Below are 21811 nucleotides of genomic sequence, written 5' to 3'. Positions count from 1 at the left end.
TAATGGGGGGACCATCAATGCCAAGCAGGACATCGAGATGAGCGGACTAACCCGGGTTCGCTTTCCCTGGCATCGCTCCGCGGTGAGGGTGTTCACCACCTTTGTGGGGGCGGCGGTGGGGTCGGTGGCGATCTCCACCATGGTGTACTGGGCCTCCGGAGAGGTGAACCGCCTCGACGATGCCCTCTTCGAGTCGGTGGCCGGATTCAGCACCACATCGCTCACCGTGCTCGATCCCGAGACCCTGCCGACCTGGTTGCTGGGGTGGCGATCCATCACCCAGTGGCTGGGGGGGGCGGGAGCGCTGGTGTTCTTCCTGGTACTGGTGCCCACGTTCGGAGGTCAGAGGCGGCTGAGCCGGGCCGCCGGGGCGCGCCGGAAAAAGCTGATGGTGGCAGGCACCGCGTCGCACATGACCAGGCGAGTACTGCTGGCCTACACCGGGCTGACACTGGTTGTGATGGTGGCCTACGCGGTGGCGGGAATGCGCCCCTTCGATGCCGCCACCTTCGGGCTGACCACCGCGTCAACCGGGGGGTTCTCCAACTACCGGGATTCGTTCGCCCACTTCGACTCGGCCGCCATCGAGTGGGTGGGAGCCGGGGCCATGGGGGTAGCCGGTCTCTCGGTGGCGGTTCTGGTGTGGATAGTGCGGGGGCAGGTTCGAACCTTGGCAAGATCCACCGAGCTGAAGCTCTACCTGGGGCTGATGCTGATCTCAACTCTGCTGGTGACCGCCTGGGCCTGGCGGGATCCCCCCGGAGGAGTAGCCACCATCCGGCAGTCATTCTTCACCGTCACCTCGGCCATGAGCACCACCGGCTACCGGGTAACCGACTGGTCGAGCTGGATCCCGGCATCGCAGACCCTGCTGCTGGTACTCATCGGGGTGGGCGCGATGGCCGGCTCGGCGGGGGGCGGATTCCAGATGCTGCGGGTGATCCAGATACTGGGCATCATTCGGCGTGAGCTGGTGCTCCAGCTCCATCCCCAGGCAGTGGTGAGGGTGAAGGTGTCGGGGGTGGCGGCCTCGGAGTCATCGCTCACCCGGGTGCACAACTTCCAGATCTTGTGGGTGCTGACCGCCGCCGCGGGGGTGTTCGGCATTGCCTCGCTGGGCGGCGACCTGCTGACCGCTATATCGGGATCCATCTCCGCGCTGGCCACGATGGGTCCGGGGCTCGGCGACCTGGCCGGGTTCGCCAGTGCCGACGTGCTGCCCGCCCCGGCCCGAGCCGTGCTGATGGTGCTGATGTTCCTCGGCAAGTTGTCGATCTACCCGGTGGTGGTGGTGATCGGCTGGGGAGTGGGCGAACTTCAACGCATGAGGCTGCGATAACCGTGACAATCGCCCAACGGGCAACATCCAGGCTGCTGAAAGACCGGCCATGCTGACCGCCAAACAAGCAACATCCAGGCTGCTGAAAGACCGGCCCTGGAAGGTGAGCAGCCGGAGCGGGTTCGTGGTGGGGCTGGGGCTGCTGTTTCTGGTTCCGGGGATGCTGTTCGCCACCCTGGTGGAGTGGGGGTCGTCACACTCCCACCACGAGTTGGCCCTCGGTCTGGGGGCATTGGTCACGCTGGCCGCGGCCCTCCTCCTGCTGACCTTCACCCGGTTGGACCAGGACATGCCCCCCGCGTCGGTGTTCACCGTAGTGGCCTGGACATGGATAGCCTCCTCACTGGCCGGAGCGCTGCCGTTATGGTTCTCCGGTGAGCTGGGCAGCTTCGACAACGCCCTGTTCGAGTCGGTATCGGGCTACACCGCCACCGGTTCCACCGTGCTCAGCCCCATCGAGACGGCGGGGCGGGGGGTGCTCATGTGGCGCCAGCTCATCCAGTGGTACGGCGGCATGGGCATGGTGGTGCTGGCCGTGACCATCCTCCCGTTTTTGGGCGTGGGGGGGCTTGGCCTCATCACCGCCGAGGCCCCCGGCCCCACCTCCGACCGCCTGGCCCCGAGGGTGAGTTCCACCGCCCGGCGGTTGTGGGCACTGTACGGCGGCATAACCGCGGCGCTGGCGGTGGCCCTGATGATCTGCGGACTCGGGCTGTACGACGCGGTGGCCCATGCCCTAACCACCGCCAGCACCGGGGGGTTCTCGCCCTATGACAGCTCCGTCGGCCACTTCGACAGCGTCGCAGTGGAGACGGTGATCATCGTGGGAATGCTGATCTGCGGGGCCAGCTTCACCCTCCACTGGCGGGCCATCTCCGGCAATCCCCGCAGCTACGGGCAGTCGTCGGAGTTCCGTGTGTACATCCTGGTCATCCTCATCGTTGCGCTGGCCACAACCGCGCTGAACCAGATGCACGGCATACTCAACATCACCAGCAGCATCCGCAACGGGTTCTTCACTGCCGTAACCCTGGGCACCAGTACCGGGTTCGGGAATGCGTCGGAGGCCAACCCGGGGGGCAACTTCGTGCTCTGGACCCCAGGGGCTCAGGCCCTGTTGCTGCCCCTGATGGTGGTGGGGGGCATGACCGGTAGCACTGCGGGGGGGCTGAAGGTGCTGCGGGCCCAGGTGATGGCCAAGTACCTGCGGGTGGGGCTGCTGCGGGTGAAGCACCCCCGGGTGGTGGCCCGGGTGAAGCTGGGACAGAAGGCGTTGCCCGAGCCGGTGCTGCATCGGGTTGCCGGTCTGGTGGCTCTGTACGCGCTGACAGCGTTCGTGGGCACCATGGTTCTGTCGGTGCTGGGGCAGGATCTGATCACGGCCTCGTCGGGAGCGGTCAGCGCCCTGGGCAACATGGGGCCGGCTTTGGGTGAGGCCGGGCCCACCTCCAACTTCTTGGTGTTCACCCGGCCGGCCCGGGCGGTGCTGATGGCCCTGATGCTAATCGGGCGCCTGGAGTTCTTCGCCATCTTCCTCATGCTTGTAGCGGCCTACGAGCGAACCCGGCGGGTAGCAAGGGTCAAGCTGCACCTTTGAGGAATATTCCAAGGACCCGAGCAAAATCAAGAGCATCGGAGAAATGCGCCGAGAGCCCGAGCAAAATCAAGAGCATCGGAGGTGGCACACATCTCGCGGGCCGAGTGCATCGAGAGTTGGGCAACGCCGACATCCACGGTGGTCACCCCGGTGGTGGCCGCGGTCAGCGGGCCGATGGTAGAACCGCAGGGCATGTCGCCGCGGTGGACATAAACCTGGTGGTCCAGGCCGGCCTGCTCGCAGGCAACCACGAACGCGGCCTCCCCAACCGCGTCGGTGGCGTAACGCTGGTTGGCATTGCGCTTGATCACCGGGCCGGCCCCCATGAACACGTGGTGCCCGGGCTCATGGCGCTCGGGATAATTGGGATGGGTGGCGTGAGCTCCGTCGGCCGACACGCAAAGGGATCGGGCCAGCATGGGAAGCAGCGCGTCGCGGCCGCCGGCGATTCGCTCCAGCACGGTGGGCAGCAACGGGGACAGGGCTCCCCGAGCCGACATGCTGCCCACCTCCTCATGATCGAACAGGCACAGGACCGCGCTGGGGGAGGCTTCGGTGGCGATGGGGTCATTCAGCAGCGCTTGGAGTCCGGCCCAGCAGGACACCTGGTTGTCGATCCGGGAAGCGAAAATGAACTCGCCGCTCGGGCCGGCGGTGGTGCCGGGGGTGAGGTCGTGGAGCATGGCGTCCCAGGCCAGCACCTCCCCGGCATCCAACCCCGCGGCCTCGGCCGTCACTGCGGCGAACTCGCCGGGAGTGGGCAACCCCAACCCCCACACTGGTGCCATATGGTGCTGCGGGTTGAGCAGTAGCCCCTTCTGGTTCACTTCCCGGTCGAGGTGGATGGCCAACTGCGGTACCCGCAACACGGGTCGATCAATGCTGAACAGCCGGGTACCCCACCGGGTGGCCACCCTACCGGCCACTCCCAGATCGCGATCCAGCCAACTGTTGAGCAGCGGGCTCCCGTAAACCTCCACCCCCAGTTGGCGGTATCCGAAACCGCCGGTGTCTGGCCGGGGGGTGATGCGCAGGTTGGGACTGTCGGTGTGAGCGCCGATGATGCGAAAGCTCGGTGCCTCCGGTCGATGCCGCCAGGCCACGAGGCTGCCGCCGTGGGCCACGAAGCAACTGCCGGAAGCATCGGGCCAGCTCTCGCCCAGATCCATCGGGACGAACCCGGCGGAGCGCACCATGGCCGCCGCCCGATCCACCACATGGAACGGTGTCGGGCAGGCATCGATGAAAGCCAGCAACTCGACTACATCAGCCTCATGGAGTGAAACCACCCCGTAATCTTGCCTCGCTGGGAACCGCCCCGTGCAACAGGCACCCCTGCACCAAACTTGGTAGATGCAACAGGCACCCCTGCACCAAACTTGGTAGATGCAACAGGTACCCCTGCACCAAACTTGGTAGATGCAACCGGTACCCCTGCACCAGACTTGGTGGACCACCGGAGCGCAACGGTAAAATTGTGCCCTGCCGCTGGTCAGTGTCGTCCGGGGCGCGCACCATGAAGATGCTGGATGAAGATGCTGGAAAGGACTTAATGAGGAACCGGCCGCAGATACCCGATCTGCCATACCCCAGGGGCCTCTACGATCCTTCGAACGAGCACGACGGCTGCGGTGTCGGCTTCCTGGTGGACCTGAAGGGTCGGCCCCGCCACGAGATCGTGTCCACGGGCTACGGCGCGCTGTGCAATCTCCAGCACCGGGGGGCGTTGGGAGCGGAGGCCAACACCGGCGACGGTGCGGGACTGCTGATCCAGATCCCCGACGACTTCTACCGGCAGGTTTGCGAATTCGACCTGCCCCAGGTGGGGGCCTACGCCACCGGCATAGGCTTTCTGCCCGACGATCCCGAAGCCGCGGCCCACGCCCGGGCGGCCATGGATGCCATTGCGGTGGAGGAGGGGCTGACCCCCCTGGGCTGGCGGGAGGTACCCACCAACCCCGAGGAGCTGGGAGCCGGTGCGCTGGCCACCATGCCCTCGTTCTGGCAGCCGTTCTACCGGGGTGACGGCCTCGACAACAACGCGCTGATGCGGCGGGCCTACATCGTGCGCACCCGGATCCGCAACGAGGTGGAGTACGAGACCGACGACCGGGCCGAGACCGGGGCGCTGGGATCCAAGACCCGCAAGCTGACCTACGGATACTTCGCCAGCCTCTCCAACCGGACAATCGTCTACAAGGGCATGCTCACCACCCCCCAGCTCGGCGAGTTCTACCTCGACCTGAACGATGTACGGGTAACCAGCGCGCTGGCCATGATCCATTCCCGGTTCTCCACCAACACCTTCCCATCGTGGCCCCTGGCCCACCCCTACCGGTTCATCTCCCACAACGGTGAGATCAACACCGTGCAGGGCAACCGCAACTGGATGCGGGCCCGGGAAGCGCTGCTGGATTCACCCCACCTGCCCGGCAACCTGGGGCGGCTGTTCCCGGTGTGCGCCGAGGGGGTGAGCGACACCGCCACCTTCGATCAGGTACTGGAGCTGCTCTACATGGGCGGCTACTCGCTGCCCCAAGCGGTGCTCATGATGATCCCCGAGCCGTGGGAGAACCACGAGTCGATGGCACCGGAACTGCGGGCCTTCTACCGCTACTACGCCTCGCTGATGGAGCCGTGGGACGGGCCGGCCGACATCGTGTTCAGCGATGGTGTGCTCATCGGTGCGGTGCTCGACCGCAACGGCCTGCGACCCTCCCGCTACTGGGTGACCGACGACGACCTGGTGATCATGGCCTCCGAGGTGGGGGTGATGGAGGTGGACCCGGCGGCCGTTGTGGAAAAGGGTCGCTTGCAGCCCGGCCGCATGTTTTTGATCGACACCGCCGAGGGGCGCATCGTGAGGGACGAGGAGATCAAAAAGAGGCTGGCCGGTGCCCACCCCTACGCTCAATGGCTGGCCGACAACCAGGTGGACCTGGACGACCTGGTGCACCGGCCCCTGCCCGAGCCCGAGGACACCCCCCTGCTGGTACGCCAGCAGATGTTCGGCTACACACATGAGGAGTTGAAGGTACTTCTGGCCCCCATGGCCCGGGACGGCAAGGAGGCGCTGGGTTCGATGGGCACCGACACCCCGGTGGCAGTCCTGTCAACCCGATCCCGCCTGCTGTACGACTACTTCCAGCAGCTCTTCGCCCAGGTGACCAACCCGCCGCTGGATGCCATCCGGGAGGAGATAGTCACCGCCACCTGCGGATGGCTCGGGCCCGAGGGCAACCTGCTCGACCCCCAGCCCGAGTCCTGCCGCCAGATATTCACCCCCCATCCGGTGATCACCAACCAGCAGCTCGCCGATCTGGTGGGGGTGGACGGTCCCGACGGTCACGACCACTGGCACACCGAGGTGGTCCCGTGCCTGTACGCGGTGGACGACGGCGGGCCCGGACTGCGGATAGCCATCCAGCGGATCCGGGAACAGGTCAGCCGGGCCATCGAGGCGGGCAAGAACATAATCGTGCTGTCGGACCGGGGGTCAGGCCCCGAAACGGCCCCGATCCCGTCTCTTTTGGCCACCGCGGCGATCCACCATCACCTGGTGCGGGAGAAGACCCGGACCCAGGTGGGGTTGGTGGTGGAGAGCGGCGATGCCCGTGAGGTCCACCACATCTGCCTGCTGCTGGCCTACGGGGCCACCGCGATCAACCCGTACCTGGCGTTCGAAACCATCGACCAGATGATCGACGAGGGTCTTCACGGCTTCTCGCCCGGAGACGACAACAGAGCAGCCGCCCACCGCAACTATGTAAAGGCCTGCGACAAGGGCGTGCTCAAGGTCATGTCCAAGATGGGCATATCCACCGTGAAGTCCTACGTGGGGGCGCAGATATTCGAGGCCATCGGCCTGGGTCATCCCATAATCCAGGAGTGCTTCACCGGCACGGTCAGCCGCCTCGGCGGCATCGGCTTCACCCAACTGGCCGAGGAGGTGAGGCTGCGGCACCGCATCGCCTATCCCGACAACCCCGATGAGCGGGCCCACCGCACCCTGGAGGGGGGAGGGGAGTACCAGTGGCGGCGGGAGGGCGAGTACCACCTGTTCAACCCCGAGACTGTGTTCAAGCTCCAGCACGCCACCCGGGAGGGCCGCTACGACATCTTCAAGCAGTACACCGAACAGGTGGACACCCAGTCGGAGCGCCTGGCCACCCTTCGGGGGCTGTTCCGGTTCCGCACCGGGGTACGGCAACCGGTGCCCATCGAGGAGGTGGAGCCGGTCGCCGGCATCGTTGCCCGGTTCTCCACCGGGGCCATGTCGTACGGGTCGATCTCGGCCGAGGCCCACGAGACCCTGGCCATCGCCATGAACCGCATCGGCGGCAAGTCCAACACCGGGGAGGGGGGCGAGGATCCCCGCCGCTACCGGCCCGACCCCAACGGCGACCTGCGCCGCTCGGCCATCAAGCAAGCCGCCTCGGGGCGCTTCGGGGTGACCAGCGAGTACCTGGTGAACAGCGACGACATACAGATCAAGATGGCCCAGGGAGCCAAGCCGGGCGAGGGCGGCCAGCTCCCCGGCCACAAGGTTTGGCCGTGGATCGCCGAGGTTCGCCACTCCACCCCCGGCGTGGGGCTCATCTCCCCGCCACCCCACCACGACATCTACTCCATCGAGGACCTGGCCCAGCTCATCCACGACCTCAAGAACGCCAACCCCAACGCCCGCATCCACGTCAAGCTGGTGTCGGAGCTGGGGGTGGGTACGGTGGCCGCCGGGGTATCCAAGGCCCATGCCGACGTGGTACTCATCTCTGGTCACGACGGTGGCACCGGGGCGTCACCGCTGACCTCCATCAAGCACGCCGGTACCCCGTGGGAGCTGGGCCTGGCCGAGACCCAGCAGACGCTCCTGCTGAACCGCCTGCGGGACCGGATCGTCGTGCAAACCGACGGGCAGCTCAAGACCGGCCGGGACGTGATGATCGCCGCCCTGTTGGGGGCCGAGGAGTTCGGATTCGCCACCGCACCCCTGGTGGTGATGGGGTGCATCATGATGCGGGTGTGCCATCTGGACACCTGCCCGGTGGGGGTGGCCACCCAGGATCCCGAGCTGCGCAAGAAGTTCACCGGCCGGCCCGAGTTCGTCATCAATTTCATGGAGTACATCGCCGAGGAGGTCCGAGAGATACTGGCCCTGCTCGGCTTCCGCACGCTGGCCGAGGCCGTCGGGCGGGTGGACTGCCTGGACGTGAGCGAGGCGGTGGACCACTGGAAGGCCTCCGGGCTGGATCTGTCGCCCATCCTGTACGCCCCCGAGATCGACCCCGGCACCAGTTTGCACTGCACCCGGTCCCAGGACCACGGCCTGGAGCGGGCGCTGGATCAGCAGCTCATCGCCATGGCCGGCCCCGCCCTCGAGGACGGCCACGCCGTGGAGTTGGACCTGCCCATCAGCAACGTGAACCGGACGGTGGGCACCATGCTCGGCCACCAAGTCACCTCTCGATGGGGGAGCGAGGGCCTTCCCGACAACACCATCCGCATCAACTTCACCGGCTCGGCGGGCAACAGCTTCGGGGCGTTCTTGCCCCGGGGCATAACCCTGAAGCTGTCCGGCGATGCCAACGACTACGTGGGCAAGGGCCTGTCGGGCGGGCGCATAGTGGTGACCACCCATCCCCAGGCCCAGTTCGTGGCCGAGCAGAACGTGATTGCCGGCAATGTGATCGGCTACGGTGCCACCGGCGGCGAGCTGTTCTTGCGGGGACTGGTGGGGGAGCGGTTCTGCGTTCGCAACTCCGGGGCGATCGCTGTGGTGGAGGGGGTGGGCGACCACGGTTGCGAGTACATGACCGGGGGTCGGGCCGTGGTGCTCGGCCCCACCGGGCGCAACTTCGGTGCGGGCATGTCGGGGGGTATCGCCTACGTGTACGACCCCGAAGGGATTTTTCCGCCCAAGCTCAACCGGGAGATGGTGGATCTCGATCCGCTGGAAGACGACGACCAGCAGTGGCTGAGGGACCGCATCAACCGGCACATGGTGAATACCGGTTCGACGATGGCCGAGCGGATCCTGGCCAACTGGGCCACCGAAGTCCACCGGTTCGTGAAGGTCATGCCCCAGGACTACAAGCGGATACTGGTGGCACAGGCCGAGGCCGAGCGGACCGGTGCCGATGCCAGATCCGCCATCATGGCGGCCGCCCATGGGTGACACCCGGGGGTTCATCAAGCATGGCCGGCAACTGCCCGGGCGGCGGTCCGTACCGGTGCGCATCAAGGACTGGCGGGAGGTGTACGAGGACTTCGACCCCGAGGCGGTGCGGGTCCAGGCGTCGCGCTGCATGGATTGCGGTATCCCGTTCTGCAACAACGGCTGCCCGCTGGGAAACCTGATCCCGGACTGGAACGATCTGGTGTACCGGGATCACTGGCGGGCTGCCAGCGAGCGGCTCCACGCCACCAACAACTTCCCCGAGTTCACCGGGCGGCTGTGCCCCGCGCCGTGCGAGGCGGCCTGCGTGCTGGCCATCAACGAGGATCCGGTGACCATCAAGCAGATCGAGGTGGAGATCGTGGACCGGGCCTGGGATGAGGGATGGATCACCCCGGTGGTGTGCGATGATCGCACCGGCCGTTCGGTGGCGGTGGTGGGATCGGGGCCGGCCGGGCTGGCCGCGGCTCAACAGCTCTCCCGGGCCGGTCACGATGTGGTGGTGTTCGAACGGGCCGACCGCGTCGGGGGGCTTTTGCGGTACGGCATCCCCGAGTTCAAGATGGAGAAGCGCCACATCGACCGCCGCCTGGCCCAGATGGAGGCCGAGGGTACGGTGTTCAAGACGGGGGTGAACGTAGGGGTGGACATCAGCGTCTCCGAGCTGACCGGCCGGCACGACGCGGTGGTTCTGGCCGGCGGGGCCACCCAGTGGCGGGATCTGCCCATTCCCGGCCGGGAACTGGAGGGTATCCACCAGGCGATGGAGTACCTGCCGCCGGCCAACCGGGTGCAGCAGGGCGACCTGGCCGAACACCCGTTCTCGGCCGCCGGCAAGCATGTGATCATCATCGGTGGCGGCGACACCGGAGCCGATTGCCTGGGAACCGCCCACCGTCACGGGGCGGCCTCCATCCACCAGTTCGAGATCATGCCTCGCCCGCCCGACGAGCGAGCCGGCTCGACCCCGTGGCCGACATGGCCGCTCATGTACCGGTCGTCATCGGCCCACGAGGAGGGCGGCACCCAGATCTACGCCATCAACACGGTGGAGTTCGTTGGATCGGCCGGCCGGGTGCAGGCGTTGCGAACGGTGGATGTGCAGCAGTCGTCCGAGGGCGGGCGCATGAGCTTCACCCCCATCGGGGGCACCGAGCGGGAGTTCCGGGCCGACCTGGTGCTGCTGGCCCTGGGATTCACCGGCCCCGAGACCGGGGGACTGCTGGACGAGCTGGGGGTAAAGATCACCGACCGGGGCAACGTGGCTCGCGACGGCAACTGGATGAGTTCGGTGCCCGGCGTGTTCGTGGCCGGTGACATGGGCCGGGGCCAGAGTCTCATCGTGTGGGCCATAGCCGAGGGCCGAGCCTGCGCCGCCGCCGTGGACCACTACCTCACCGGCGACACGCTGCTACCAGCCCCACTGGCACCGACCGCCCAGCAACTCCGCTGAGAGGATCCAAATCTCCCTCCCTTCGAGGTCAGCCTCGCGGTTGGGTTTCAATCCAGCCCCAACTAGCGCGGGCCGCCCCTGGTGCCGCAGCGCCGTTCGATCCCACGCTGCTGGATACTTCAGCGCAGTGGAGCTAGTGATTGTTGGCCTTTAGAGCGCGCGCAGATAGGTTAGTCGGGGTTGAGTTTGGTGAGTTTGATGGTGATGATGAGGGTGATGGCGAGTGCGAGTTGGCCGAGGCGTGCTTTGGTGTTGCGGTCGGTGTTGCGGCGTAGTTGTCCGAAGTTGGATAGCCAGGAGTTGGTGCGTTCTATGGTCCAGCGTTTCCCCAGGGGTATGGGTTTGGGTTCTTGGGGGGTGGTGGCGGGTGCTCGTTTGGGAGCGCAGACGATGTCTTCGATTCCGTAGCTCCAGCAGGTTCGGCGGACGGGCTCACCGGTATAGCCGCGATCTAGGTGCAGGGTCTCGATGTCTAGGTGTAGACCGCGTTGTGCTGTGGCCGCCAAAGTGGGAGCGAACAGTTGCTGGTCGTGACGGTTCGCGGCCCCAGCGGCCCAACCCACTGGGATAGCTGTTACGGTCCGCCAGAAGCGACCATTTCCACCCGGATTTGCCCCTGTCAACAGGGCTTTTACCCGTTCCCTCCCCACCGCAGGGTGCTTTGTGGGTCGAGGTGTCCACCGATGCTTCGGACAAATCGATGCCCACAACGCGGTCGTAGCCCTCTATGGCTTCGGTGACGACACCTTCGAACACACCCTGGGCGTTCCACTCGTTGAACCGGGTGCGCAACACCGTTTCACCGCCTTTGCCCAACCGGCCGGCCACATCCCAAGAGCACCCGGTCACTAATCGCAACAAGATCCCCTCAAACACGTCACGGTCAGGGATCCTCGGCCGGTGACAACCCAACGGATGGAACACCTCCCCCCGCACCGGCACAAGCGGCTCCACCGCCGCCCACACAGCATCCACCACCCGCGGATCCAAAGCAAGCATGATTACAATACCTCCACCATGTCGTTGTCGTTGAGTAACTACCCGACATCAAAGCCGGACCAACACAACGACAGGTGGATGGTCACCTATCTGCGCGCGCTCTTAGTTCCGGTACCCGTTCGAGGATATTGCGAGCCAATTCCCGGAAGTCATCGTAAGCGCTGTTGGCGGCAACGGCATGGCTACCAATTGCTCCGTCGGCAGATGTTAGCTTGAACACGGGTTTGCGTGCTTCTTGTGCAAGAGGGACGAGGCTTCTGTAGTGCTTGAGCGCAGCGAGAGCATGATCATCTGATGCTGGAGTTGGTGGATATGGCCCTTCGGTATAGCCGAGTAGCTCTCGCGCGTACTCCTCGGGTATCCGGTTCACCCACGTATCGTATGCCTTAACTGGCCTGCTCAGCCGGATACTGTGCTGCTGCACTACATAGCCTATCGGCTGCATCAGTCCTTTGGGAAGATCAAAGTCTGGCTCCGGCCAGTTCGCCAATCGTTTTTTCCAGTCATCGCGCCAATTATGCAAAGTTGGTCCCAGGTTGCGGAGACCGCGAAGTGAGAATAGATCAGCTCCAACTGGGACGACAACATAGTCCGTCGCGATCAGTGCGGAGCGATTGATGGCACCGAGGTTTGGGCCGACATCGGCAAGAATGATGGAGGCATCCATCTTTCTAGCGCTTTTTTGCATGACGGTCGAGAACGCGGTTTGAATTCTGAAGGATCGATGGAGTTCAGCCGACCGCAGGGCATTCGGCCACTCCGCCGATAGCGTATCCTCGAAGCCAGCGAGCCCCAGATCGCCAGCTATCAGGCTCAACTTGTCGCTGATGAAGTGTGGGGCCGGCAAGTTCAGATCCCCAACTTGCATTAGTGGCCTTAGAGACTCGAAGATCGTTTCGGAAGGCTGATCCAATCCTGAATCGGACTTGTCATAAATAGCCTCCAAGCGGTCCTCATCCAAGAACATGGCTGTGAGATTGGACTGTGGATCGAGGTCGCAAGCGAGTACACGGTGACCGATTTCCGACATCATCCACGCTAGGTGGTAAGCTAGAGAGGTTTTACCGACACCCCCCTTGTTGTTGAAAAAAGTTAGTACCGGTACTGTCATCGCAATCCACCCTCGGGGCTGTGTATCTCCGGTATAGTCGCCAGCACGCGATCATGTTCACCGTTGAAGATCGCTTCGGGGTGTCCAGCCTCTCGAAGCAGCTTCTGTGCATTGGAAATACCGATACCGAAACGCTGAACGAATCCAAGTGTGCGCAGTGCCTCCGCCAGGTTCGGATTGCGGTAATCAACCACCCCTGGTTTCCCGAGGCCGGCGGTGGCTACTTGCCCGAAAGGGCCCCCAGGGCTTATCACCTCGATCCGGTCTCTGAACCAGCGCACATGCACTGGTGCGTTGGTTGCTTCGTAGGTGCGGTGCATCACCGCATTACGCGCGATCTGTTGCAAAGCGCCGAGGGGATAGAGACTTATACGGCGCTCGGTGAAGTCCGTGAACAAGTCGATGGCGATGCGATTATGGGCCTTCAGCTTCTCCTCTAGCCCGCGCAGCATATCCGCGACCGTGCCGCGGATATCGGCGTTATCGATGATGTCGTCATGGGGTTCGGTGCCCGCGAACCGGATGAACTGGATGTAGGCACCGGGCAGGAAGTCCTGGGGATTCTTGCCGAGCACCAGCAGCCCCAGTACCGTGGGAGTGGGGTCTTCAGCCGAGGCGATCATCTTAGTAGCCGCCATTTGTTCCTCGCGGCTGCGGTCGTTGGCTTCAAGTACCTCACGCGCAAATGCCTGAGGCAAGTATTCGTTCTCGAAATAATTCTGATCGAGATCGCTGAGCACCGCCGACGGTACCCGTTGCACATCGAAGGGTGCGTCCGCGCTACGCCGCTTCTCGCTTAGGATCCGCTCGTCCTGTGCGGTGGCAAGATCCCGGCGAGGACCGGTCCGTACATGTATTGCACCCCTATAGCGTACCGGAGGCGAATCCGACGGCATCACCGTGATCACAGCTATATCGGTGCCAAGCAGGGCGACCTTCCGCACTGTCATGGATGGTGGGGGCACGATGTTGCCGTCTGTCTTCATGTCCGCCAATTGGCGCAGCAGATCGTCGGTCACCTCTAGACCGGTCAATGAACCGTCGTCACGGGCACCCACGAAGACGATGCCGGGCACCCCATGATCGGGCAAGTCATTGGCGAAGGCGCAGATGGCCTCCCGGATCCTCTCGGGAGCGCTGCCTGCTAGCGATTCCTTGTACTCGACGCGGTCTGTCTCACCCGTATCGAGCAGCCTGAGCAGCTCATCGTCACGGAGCGGTGTCACGGGCGGGCATCCAGGAAATCCAGGGCGGCATCTATGAAGGCGAATGACTTTGGGGTGGCGAAGTGGTCCACGCCTCGCAGGGTGACGAGGCGGGCATCGGGCAGGCACTCAACCAGCCGGTCGCCGGGGGCGGCGAAGTCCTGATCCCCCAGAACCACCAGCACGGGAACGGTGATGTGGGCCAGGCACCCGGTGTCGAAGGGGGTGCGGCTGGCCAGGAGCGCGGCCAGAGCCAGCCGGTCGGCCTCGGGATCGTCGGCCAGAGTGGAGAAGTGGAGCGCCTCGGGGTTCTCGGGGTCGGGCTCGCCGGTAATCGCGTGCACGATCATGCGGCTATGGTCCTCGTCCCGCTCGAAGAGGTTATTGCCCACCCCGGCCACCACCAGCCTGTGGAACCTTTCGGGCATGCGGGAGGCAATGGACAGCAGGGTGTAGGCCCCCAGGGAAAAACCGATGGCGTCGATCGGGGCATCGGGAAAGTGATCGATCACGTGCTGGTCAAAGCCGGAATACCCCTCTGGGTGGTGGGGTTTGGGGGCGGTGCCGTGGCCCAGCAGGTCTACACCGATCACCTCCCTGCCGGCATCAGCCAGCAGATCGAACCAGGCGTTGTCCCCCCAGGTCCGCCGGGCCGATCCGGCCAGCCCGTGCAGGAGCACCACTGCTGGTTCGCTCACAACCCCTACTCTAGTTTCGACCCACTCCGGTTTCGCCTCCCCTACTCTAGTTTCGACCCGCTCCGGTTTCGCCTCAGAGAAAGTAGGAGGCCCCGAGTAGCCTCCCGGCCTGAACCGGTCAACTTCTCGGGGCCTTCCCTTTCGACCCCGGCGATCCGTTTGGCTTGCGCCCTCCGGTTCCCCGGGCCCTCCCTCCCAGATCCTCCCGGCACCTGGCCTCCTTCCCGAACCTTGGCTTTCGGTGGTGCCACCGACTTCCTCAGCCCGTTCCAGCGGCCCTGTGAACTCCGCTTGGTTCTGTTTGGTGATGCCACCATACCCCTCCGGCAACCCAAGTCAAGGGAAAAAATAAAATCCACAGGGTTTTCCACCGATATGAGTTGAAATCCCCAGGCAACCTGGAGTTAACCACAGCCAAATTGCCGAACTCCTAGGGCCAGGAGCCGCGTTCCACCAGAACATCACGCAGGACTGTGGGGCGGTCGGTCATGATGCCGTCCACGCCTATATCCAGCAGGCGGTTCATCTCACCGGCATCGTCGATGGTCCACACGTGCACCGCCAGCCCCTGGGCATGGGCAGCGTCCACGAATCGTTGATGGACCACCGGCACCCCCATCACCGCCGGAGGCACTTGGGCACACGCTCCGGCTCTGATCCGCCCCGGCAAGCCCGCGGCCGCCGCTTGGAGCCGGACGATCTCCCCGGGGCCGAGGCCGGTGCACAACCGGGGTCCGCCCAATCTCCGGGCCGAGGCCAACCGGCGGCCCGAGAACGATCCCACGCAAACCCGATCGATGGCGTTGGCCCGCAGCAGAGCACCGATCAGCAGCGCGGTGGCCCGATCGTGTTTCGGGTCCACAGCAATCCTGATCTCGGGCCAGGCCTCCAGAAGATCCTCAAAGCGGGGAATGGCCTGCCCGCCCCCCACTCGAACCGTATCCAGATCTCGCCAGGTCAGATCGGCGATGGAACCGGGGTGACCGCTGAGTCGTTGCATCCCCTCGTCGTGGAATGCCACCAGCACCCCGTCCCGGGTGGCGTGCACATCGGTTTCCACATAGCGGTAGCCCAGAGTGACGGCGGCGGCGAACGCAGCCATGGTGTTCTCCGGCGCTTCCGCGGCCCCACCCCGGTGGGCAATGGCCACCGGGCCCTCATGGTCCAGAAACGGCCAGGCAGACACCCCCAGATGGTAGTGGCAAGCATGGATACCGGGATGTACGCCACCAGCGGCCGGGATGGATACCGGGATGTACGGCACCAGAGACCGGGATAGATTGCCGGGGCATGAACCGTGTGCTGGTCGAGAGGTTCGGCCTGCTGCTTGAGCACGAGGAGTTTCCCCTCGACGAGGGGGCCCTGTGCATCGCAGCCCACGCTTACCCAGATATGGACTTCGATGCCGAGTTGGACCGGTTGGATGCCCTGGCCAGCCACTGCGAACAAACCAACCGGGACCTCATGCTGCACTCGCTGTTCGGCGAGTTGGGCTTCCACGGCAACCGGGTGGATTACTACGACCCTCGCAATTCGTTCTTGAACGAGGTGATGCGCCGCCGCACCGGAATCCCCATCAGCCTGGCCGTGCTGACCATTGTCATCGGCTGGCGCACCGGCTTCGAGTTTGAGGGAATCGGAATGCCCGGACATTTCCTGATCCGGGATCACCATGATCCCAACACGTTCATCGACGTGTTCGCCGGTGGCGTGCTGCTGGATGCTCGGGGCTGCGCAGAACTGTTCGACCGGATCTCGGGAGGGCGGCAGGGCTTCCATCCCGCCTACCTGTCTGCGGTGAGCCATGCTTCCATCATGGAACGGATGCTGGGAAACCTCCGGGCCATCTACGCGCGGCACCAGGACTACACCAACCTGGAATGGGTGCTGGAACTGCGAGCAATGTTCCCCACGGTCTCGGCCCGCGAGACCAAGCAGCTCGGGCTGATCAACATGAAACGGGGGCGGTTCGATGAAGCGGCACGCCGGTTCGAGATGCTGGCCGAGTCCGCAGGCGATAGCGAGGACCAGGCCGGGGAGCTACGACGCCTGGCCGCAATTGCCAGAGCGCGCATGAACTGACACCTGGCCGCAATTGCTAGAGCGCGTATGAACTGACGCCTGGCCGCAATTGCCAGAGCGCGTATGAACTGACACCTGGCCGCAATTGCTAGAGCGCGTATGAACTGACGGGCGATAGTCGGCAAACAAGCTCTTATGGGCCACAACAAGCGTCGGGACGAGCGATGGAACGGCCGGAGACAAACCCTCATGGCCCCCTTTGAGCGATAGCGTTGAGGGTTGTGACTCGGCGTACCAAGATCATCGCCACCATAGGTCCGGCATCGGAGTCACCGGAGACTTTGCGGGCCATGGTGGATGCCGGTATGGATGTGGCCCGCATCGGGTTGGCCCATGGATCCCTGGAGGAAGCTCTGGGACGGTTTCACCGGGTGCGCCAGGTGGCCCGGGAAGCCGGGAAGCGGGTGGGGACTCTCGTCGATCTGCCCGGACCCAAGGTGCGCACCGCCAGCTTCGGCACCGGGGGAGTAGAGCTGATTGCCAACACCGAGGTGGAGATCCGGGTGGGCGACCACCGGAGCACCGCCGAGGCCGTGGAGGTTGATTACGAGAACCTCCTGCACGACATGGCCGGGGGCGACCAGGTGGCACTGGGTGACGGCCAGGTCCTGCTGGAGATCATCGATGTCGGAGCCGACAAGGCTCGGGCTCGGGTGCTCCACGGCGACATGGTCCACGGCCGACCCGGGTTCCGCATCCCCTCGGATCGGCTGAGCCTGGGCACACCCACCCGGGAGGACCTGCGAGCGCTGGATGCTTTCCTGGATGAGGGGGTGGACATGGTGGCCCTGTCGTTCGTGAGGTCGGGCCACGATGTCCGCCGGATGGGAGTGGAGCCCCATCCCACCGGCCCGCTGGTGATAGCCAAGATCGAGACCCGAGCTGCGGTTGACAACCTCGCGGGCATCATCGAAGCGTCGGCGGGGATCATGGTGGCCCGTGGCGATCTGGGCACCGAGTGCCGGATCGAGGAGACCCCCCATCTCCAGAAACAAATCATCCGGGAATGCATCGCCGGAGGGCTGCCGGTGATCACCGCCACCCAGATGCTGGATTCCATGGTCCAGGCCTCCACCCCCACTCGAGCGGAGGCATCCGACGTGGCCAACGCAGTGTTCGACGGCAGCAGCGCAGTGATGCTCTCGGCCGAGACCGCCATCGGAGCCCACCCGGCAGCCACCGTGGGCACCATGGCCCGCATCGCTCAACGGGCCGATGAGGAGTTCGACTACGTCCGCTGGGGGGAGAGCATTCGCCGGCTGCGGATGACCGATGCCAATGCCCCCAAATCGATAACCGATGCCATGACCGGCGCGGCGGCCAACGCAGCCAACGAGTTGAACATGGCGGCCATAATCTGCATATCGGCATCGGGTTTCACCGTGCGGTCAATGGCCCGGTTCCGCCCCCAGACCCCCATTTTGGGTTTCAGCACCTCGGACCGGACCGCCCATCAGCTCACCCTGAGCTGGGGGGTAACCCCGATGCTGGCCCAGAACAGGAGCAGCTACGAGGATCGGCTGGCCGATGCCCTGGGTCAAGCCCAGAAGGCGGGCTACATCCGCTCCGGCGACATCGTGGCCGTGCTGGCCGGCATGGCCCAAGCCACCGATGCCCTGCGCCTGGTACGCATCGACTAACCCCCAAAACAACCACCCCACACCCTGCGCCTGGTACGCATCGACTGACCCCAAACAACCACCCTGCGCTTGGTACGCATCGACTGACCCCAAACAACCACCCAACACCCTGCGCTTGGTACGCATCGACAGATCGTAGAAGGATTACGAGTATGAGCGATGCACCGGTGAGCCTGAGTCGATCGGGGCCGCCGGAGACCATTCTGGATCCCGAGCCGCCGCTGGCGGTCGCTGCCCTGGAGGAGGCATTGGCCCAGACCGAGGATCGCAGGCGGGATGCGGTTGCCGAGGTCGTGGTGCGGTTTCCCCGCTTCCTGGACGGCTGGGCCCGGTTGGGGTTGCTGGCCCGCGATACCGCTGAGGCCTATGCCGCCTTCCGGGTGGGATACCACCGGGGGTTGGACCGTCTGCGTCAGAACGGCTGGCGGGGATCGGGGTACGTGCGCTGGGAACACGAGGTGAACCGCGGCTTTTTGCGAGCCCTGGCAGGGTTGCAGGCCACCGCGGCAACCATCCAAGAACACGACGAGAGCCAGCGCTGCCAGCACTTCCTGCACCAACTCGACCCGTCATGGCCACCACCGAACTGGCGGGCCTGAGCATGACTGGACACCCGAAACGGGAATCCTTAGTGCCCCACTCACCGAACTGGCGGGCCTGAGCATGACCAAACCCCCGAGACGGGAATCCTTAGTGCCCCACCCACCGAACCGGCGGGCCTGATATGGCCGCTCCGGGGGGCACCGGGCCCATCGGGCCTTTTCCCCAGCAAGTGGGCGATGATGCCCAAGCCCAGGATGCCTACGATCGGATGCGCCGGCGGGTGTTGTGGAGCCTGCCCTACGGGCTGTACGTGGTGGGATCACGGTCCGGGGAGCGTCGCAACGCCATGACCTTGAACTGGGCCACCCAACTGGCCTTTGAGCCCAAGCTGGTGGGAATAGGGGTGGAGCATCCGGCCTTCACCCACGAACTCATCTCCGAGGGCGGGGTTTTCAGCCTGTGCACCGTGGCCCGCGACGACCGGGCTATCGTGCGCAAGTTCACCAAACCGGTGGAGGTGGACCTGGTGGCCATGACCCTGAACGGATTCGCGTTCCACGATGGGGTCACCGGGGCCCCCATCCTGGACTGCGCCCCCGCCTACCTCGACTGCGAGGTGCGAGAGGCGGTGGTGACCGGGGCCCATACCCTGTTCATCGGCGAGGTGATGGACTGCGGTTTCCAAGCCGACGAGGACACCCCCGTGCTCCGTATGGAAGACACCCGCATGAACTACGGGGGTTAGGGATCGCAGCAGAGTTCACCGGCCCGCCCGACATTCAGCCAGAGCCATGCAATGACCGCCACCAAGGGTTAGGGATCGCAGCAGAGTTCACCGGCCCGCCCGACATTCAGCCAGAGCCATGCAATGACCGCCACCAAGGGTTAGGGATCGCAGCAGAGTTCACCGGCGCAGTACTGGCTGGGGGGCTGAGTCGGCGGATGGGCACCGACAAGGCTTTCGTGCCGGTTGGGGGGCGGTGGCTGGTAACCCACGCATTGAGTGCCCTGGAGGGTGCCTCGCAGCGGCTGATAATAGGAGGCTGCAACCCCCGATTGCCCGAGGTTGCCGCCAAAACCAACGCCATCCAGGTATCCGACAGGTGGCCCGGTGAAGGACCCCTGGGGGCGGTGATCACCGCTCTGGCTCACGCCCGACACCCGGTAACCGTAATACTGCCCTGCGACCTGCCCGACATATCCGCAGCCGATGTGGCCCTGCTGGTGGACACCGTCAATCGGGACCGCTCCAATCCACCTCTGAAGCCTCAACCGGTAGCGGCTGTGTTCACCGATCAGCGCCGACACCATCTCCCCCTGGCCATCACCACCCGGGCGGCGGCGGTGGCCGAGCAGCTATTCGAGTCGGGGTTACGTTCGGTGGCCGCACTGCTGGACGGGATAACGGTTATCGACCTACCCGCCCCACCAACGGCGGTAACCGACATCGACACCCCCGCCGATCTCGACCGCTTCAGAGGTATGAACGAAGCCGTGTTGAAGTCTCCCCGGCCATACCGGTAATAGCCCTGTTGGCAGGGGCTCAGCCTGTGCTCAAGCGGTCACCGGGTCCTGAATATCCAGCTTTCCCTCGATCCGAGCAACCCGACCTCCCAGTCGATCCACCTTGCCCCCCAACTCGACCAAACGGGCATCTAACCCCTCAATGCGAGCATCCAACCCGTCGATACGGGCATCTATCTTCTCGATGCGGACTTCCACCGACTGAAGGCGGGTGTCCATCTTCTCCATGCGGACTTCCACCGACTGAAGGCGGGTGTCCAACCCCTCAATGCGAGCATCCAACCCGTCGAAGCGGGCATCTATCTTCTCGATGCGGACTTCCACCGACTGAAGGCGGGTGTCCATCTTCTCCATGCGGGTGTCCAACCCCTCGAAGCGAGCATCCATCACTTGGAAGCGGGAATCCATCGCTTGGAAGCGGGAATCCATCGCTTGGAAGCGGGAGCCCATGTCGGCCCTCAGGTCGGTGAAGCGGGCATTGATGCTAGCACCCAGGTCGGTGAAGCGGGCGTTGAACGCGCGGGCGACCCACACCAGCAGTGCCACCAAGGCGGTACCGAAGACCGAAATCACAGCCAACAACGCAGCATCCACAATTACAATCCTCCTGCTCGTATCCAGCCTACCCCACCCACAGCCCAACAACACCTCTGTTCTTTTCTCGCGCTATCGAACACTCCCATGGCATCCATCGCTCTGGGGGTGTTGGGGGTGGGTAGCTCGGAGTTGGGGGTAATCGCCAGGGGCAGGTGTTTGAGGATGGGGTCGGTGGCGAGCTTTGAAGCGGCTCCGGTGGGGGTGGGCAGCGCTGCTGGGGTGGGCACCGCTGTCCGGCTTGGGCAGAAATCTCAAAAGGCTCTTTACAGGGAGCATCACCTGCTGTAGCATACGGGGTCTGTGAGTGGCTAGCTGTGAACAGCAAAACAGAAAAGAGGGGGAAAATGAAAGAGCACGGATCATCACCTCAAGCTTTGGCAATGCACAAGAAGTGGTGGGTTGTCATGGTTGCGCTGGTTCTCATGGCCTGGGGGGGGTCAGTCATCGGGTCTGGTGAGCTTCATGCGCAGGAAACGGAGGAGTCCGAGGAATCGGATGCGTGCACGTCAACAAAGACTAACCCGCAAGTCGAGAAAATTATTGAAACGGTTGTTGCTACTCCAGCGTATGTTTCGGCTGCTGGTACGCATAGTATTACTATCAGTAGTTCTGGCTGCTGGACTGTGGCGCAAGTTGCTGTTGTGCTTTGCCTCTGGCCCTCAAGCGGCAATGTTGACGACCTAGGAGCAAACGAATGTACTGGTGCTCTTTTTGCGCCCGCAGAGAGAGGACTTACTAAACGGGTTTCCATTAATCAAAATGGTGGTTTTAGTGTTACTTTTCCTAACGCGAAAATAGTAGAGCCTGGTGTAGCTTTTGCAGTATCCGATGTGGCCACCTATAGTAAT

At 64.3% G+C, this 21811-nt stretch carries 17 protein-coding genes and 1 pseudogene; 10 read left to right on the top strand and 8 right to left on the bottom strand.

The annotated features are described in order from the left end of the window. Window positions 1-37 precede the first annotated feature (37 nt). Window positions 38-1339, top strand: coding sequence for a TrkH family potassium uptake protein (locus ACOGXC_RS04220; protein ID WP_419919460.1), 1302 nt, complete (start codon window positions 38-40; stop codon window positions 1337-1339). Window positions 1340-1388: 49 nt separating this feature from the next. Continuing rightward, window positions 1389-2936 carry a TrkH family potassium uptake protein gene (locus tag ACOGXC_RS04215; RefSeq protein ID WP_419919459.1) on the top strand — a complete coding sequence of 516 codons (1548 nt, stop codon included), beginning with the start codon at window positions 1389-1391 and terminating at the stop codon, window positions 2934-2936. Window positions 2937-2962: 26 nt separating this feature from the next. Here ACOGXC_RS04215 and ACOGXC_RS04210 read toward each other — a convergent pair whose 3' ends face one another. Further along, complete coding sequence (locus ACOGXC_RS04210; RefSeq protein WP_419919458.1) at window positions 2963-4225, bottom strand: M18 family aminopeptidase; 1263 nt, start codon at window positions 4223-4225, stop codon at window positions 2963-2965. A gap of 263 nt (window positions 4226-4488) precedes the next feature. On the opposite strand from ACOGXC_RS04210, the gene gltB reads away from it, so the two are divergent. Both gltB and ACOGXC_RS04200 read left to right on the top strand, forming a co-directional pair. Further along, window positions 4489-9111 carry a glutamate synthase large subunit gene (gene gltB, locus ACOGXC_RS04205; protein ID WP_419920012.1) on the top strand — a complete coding sequence of 1541 codons (4623 nt, stop codon included), beginning with the start codon at window positions 4489-4491 and terminating at the stop codon, window positions 9109-9111. After that, the gene (locus tag ACOGXC_RS04200) at window positions 9104-10564 is read left to right on the top strand and encodes a glutamate synthase subunit beta (RefSeq protein WP_419919457.1); all 1461 of its coding nucleotides are present in this window, start codon (window positions 9104-9106) and stop codon (window positions 10562-10564) included. Before gltB ends, ACOGXC_RS04200 begins: the two co-directional genes overlap by 8 nt. Before the next feature lie 170 nt (window positions 10565-10734). On the opposite strand, the gene ACOGXC_RS04195 is transcribed toward ACOGXC_RS04200, so the two are convergent. The 6 genes and pseudogenes from ACOGXC_RS04195 to ACOGXC_RS04170 all read right to left on the bottom strand — a co-directional run bounded on the left by ACOGXC_RS04195 (window position 10735) and on the right by ACOGXC_RS04170 (window position 15763). Beyond that, complete coding sequence (locus ACOGXC_RS04195; RefSeq protein WP_419917674.1) at window positions 10735-11127, bottom strand: transposase; 393 nt, start codon at window positions 11125-11127, stop codon at window positions 10735-10737. Between the two features lie 190 nt (window positions 11128-11317). Beyond that, window positions 11318-11563, bottom strand: a pseudogene (locus tag ACOGXC_RS04190) (transposase); the annotation flags it as partial. Window positions 11564-11645: 82 nt separating this feature from the next. Continuing rightward, window positions 11646-12674: a ParA family protein gene (locus tag ACOGXC_RS04185; RefSeq protein ID WP_419919456.1), complete on the bottom strand. Its 1029-nt coding sequence runs from the start codon at window positions 12672-12674 to the stop codon at window positions 11646-11648. Further along, a complete protein-coding gene (locus tag ACOGXC_RS04180) occupies window positions 12671-13900 on the bottom strand; it encodes an RNA-binding domain-containing protein (RefSeq protein WP_419919455.1) in 1230 nt (409 codons plus the stop codon). Before ACOGXC_RS04180 ends, ACOGXC_RS04185 begins: the two co-directional genes overlap by 4 nt. Beyond that, on the bottom strand, window positions 13897-14577 hold the full coding sequence (locus ACOGXC_RS04175) for an alpha/beta fold hydrolase (RefSeq protein WP_419919454.1): 681 nt from the start codon (window positions 14575-14577) through the stop codon (window positions 13897-13899). The genes ACOGXC_RS04180 and ACOGXC_RS04175 overlap by 4 nt, the downstream gene beginning before the upstream one ends. Before the next feature lie 430 nt (window positions 14578-15007). Continuing rightward, a complete protein-coding gene (locus ACOGXC_RS04170) occupies window positions 15008-15763 on the bottom strand; it encodes a glycerophosphodiester phosphodiesterase (protein ID WP_419920011.1) in 756 nt (251 codons plus the stop codon). 104 nt (window positions 15764-15867) lie between these two features. Here ACOGXC_RS04170 and ACOGXC_RS04165 point away from each other — a divergent pair, with 104 nt between their 5' ends. The 5 genes from ACOGXC_RS04165 to mobA all read left to right on the top strand — a co-directional run bounded on the left by ACOGXC_RS04165 (window position 15868) and on the right by mobA (window position 20366). Further along, entirely contained in the window at window positions 15868-16659 is a 792-nt protein-coding gene (locus ACOGXC_RS04165; RefSeq protein WP_419919453.1) for a SirB1 family protein, read from the top strand. A gap of 221 nt (window positions 16660-16880) precedes the next feature. Beyond that, complete coding sequence (gene pyk, locus ACOGXC_RS04160) at window positions 16881-18299, top strand: pyruvate kinase (protein WP_419919452.1); 1419 nt, start codon at window positions 16881-16883, stop codon at window positions 18297-18299. Between the two features lie 152 nt (window positions 18300-18451). Then, window positions 18452-18898 (top strand): DUF3151 family protein, encoded by a 447-nt coding sequence (locus tag ACOGXC_RS04155; protein ID WP_419919451.1) that lies wholly within the window; start codon window positions 18452-18454, stop codon window positions 18896-18898. 125 nt (window positions 18899-19023) lie between these two features. Then, complete coding sequence (locus ACOGXC_RS04150; protein ID WP_419919450.1) at window positions 19024-19587, top strand: flavin reductase family protein; 564 nt, start codon at window positions 19024-19026, stop codon at window positions 19585-19587. Next, window positions 19515-20366, top strand: coding sequence for a molybdenum cofactor guanylyltransferase (gene mobA / locus ACOGXC_RS04145; RefSeq protein ID WP_419920010.1), 852 nt, complete (start codon window positions 19515-19517; stop codon window positions 20364-20366). Before ACOGXC_RS04150 ends, mobA begins: the two co-directional genes overlap by 73 nt. Before the next feature lie 30 nt (window positions 20367-20396). Here mobA and ACOGXC_RS04140 read toward each other — a convergent pair whose 3' ends face one another. Beyond that, window positions 20397-20960 (bottom strand): hypothetical protein, encoded by a 564-nt coding sequence (locus tag ACOGXC_RS04140; RefSeq protein WP_419919449.1) that lies wholly within the window; start codon window positions 20958-20960, stop codon window positions 20397-20399. 87 nt (window positions 20961-21047) lie between these two features. Between ACOGXC_RS04140 and ACOGXC_RS04135 the strand changes: the two genes are divergently transcribed. Beyond that, window positions 21048-21251 carry a hypothetical protein gene (locus ACOGXC_RS04135; protein ID WP_419919448.1) on the top strand — a complete coding sequence of 68 codons (204 nt, stop codon included), beginning with the start codon at window positions 21048-21050 and terminating at the stop codon, window positions 21249-21251. Window positions 21252-21811 lie beyond the last annotated feature (560 nt).

This window comes from Candidatus Poriferisocius sp. (assembly GCF_965202595.1).
GTDB lineage: Bacteria > Actinomycetota > Acidimicrobiia > Acidimicrobiales > Bin134 > Poriferisocius.
The sequence above is the reverse complement of the archived record's forward strand: the minus strand, read 5'-3'. Positions and strand labels throughout refer to the sequence as shown.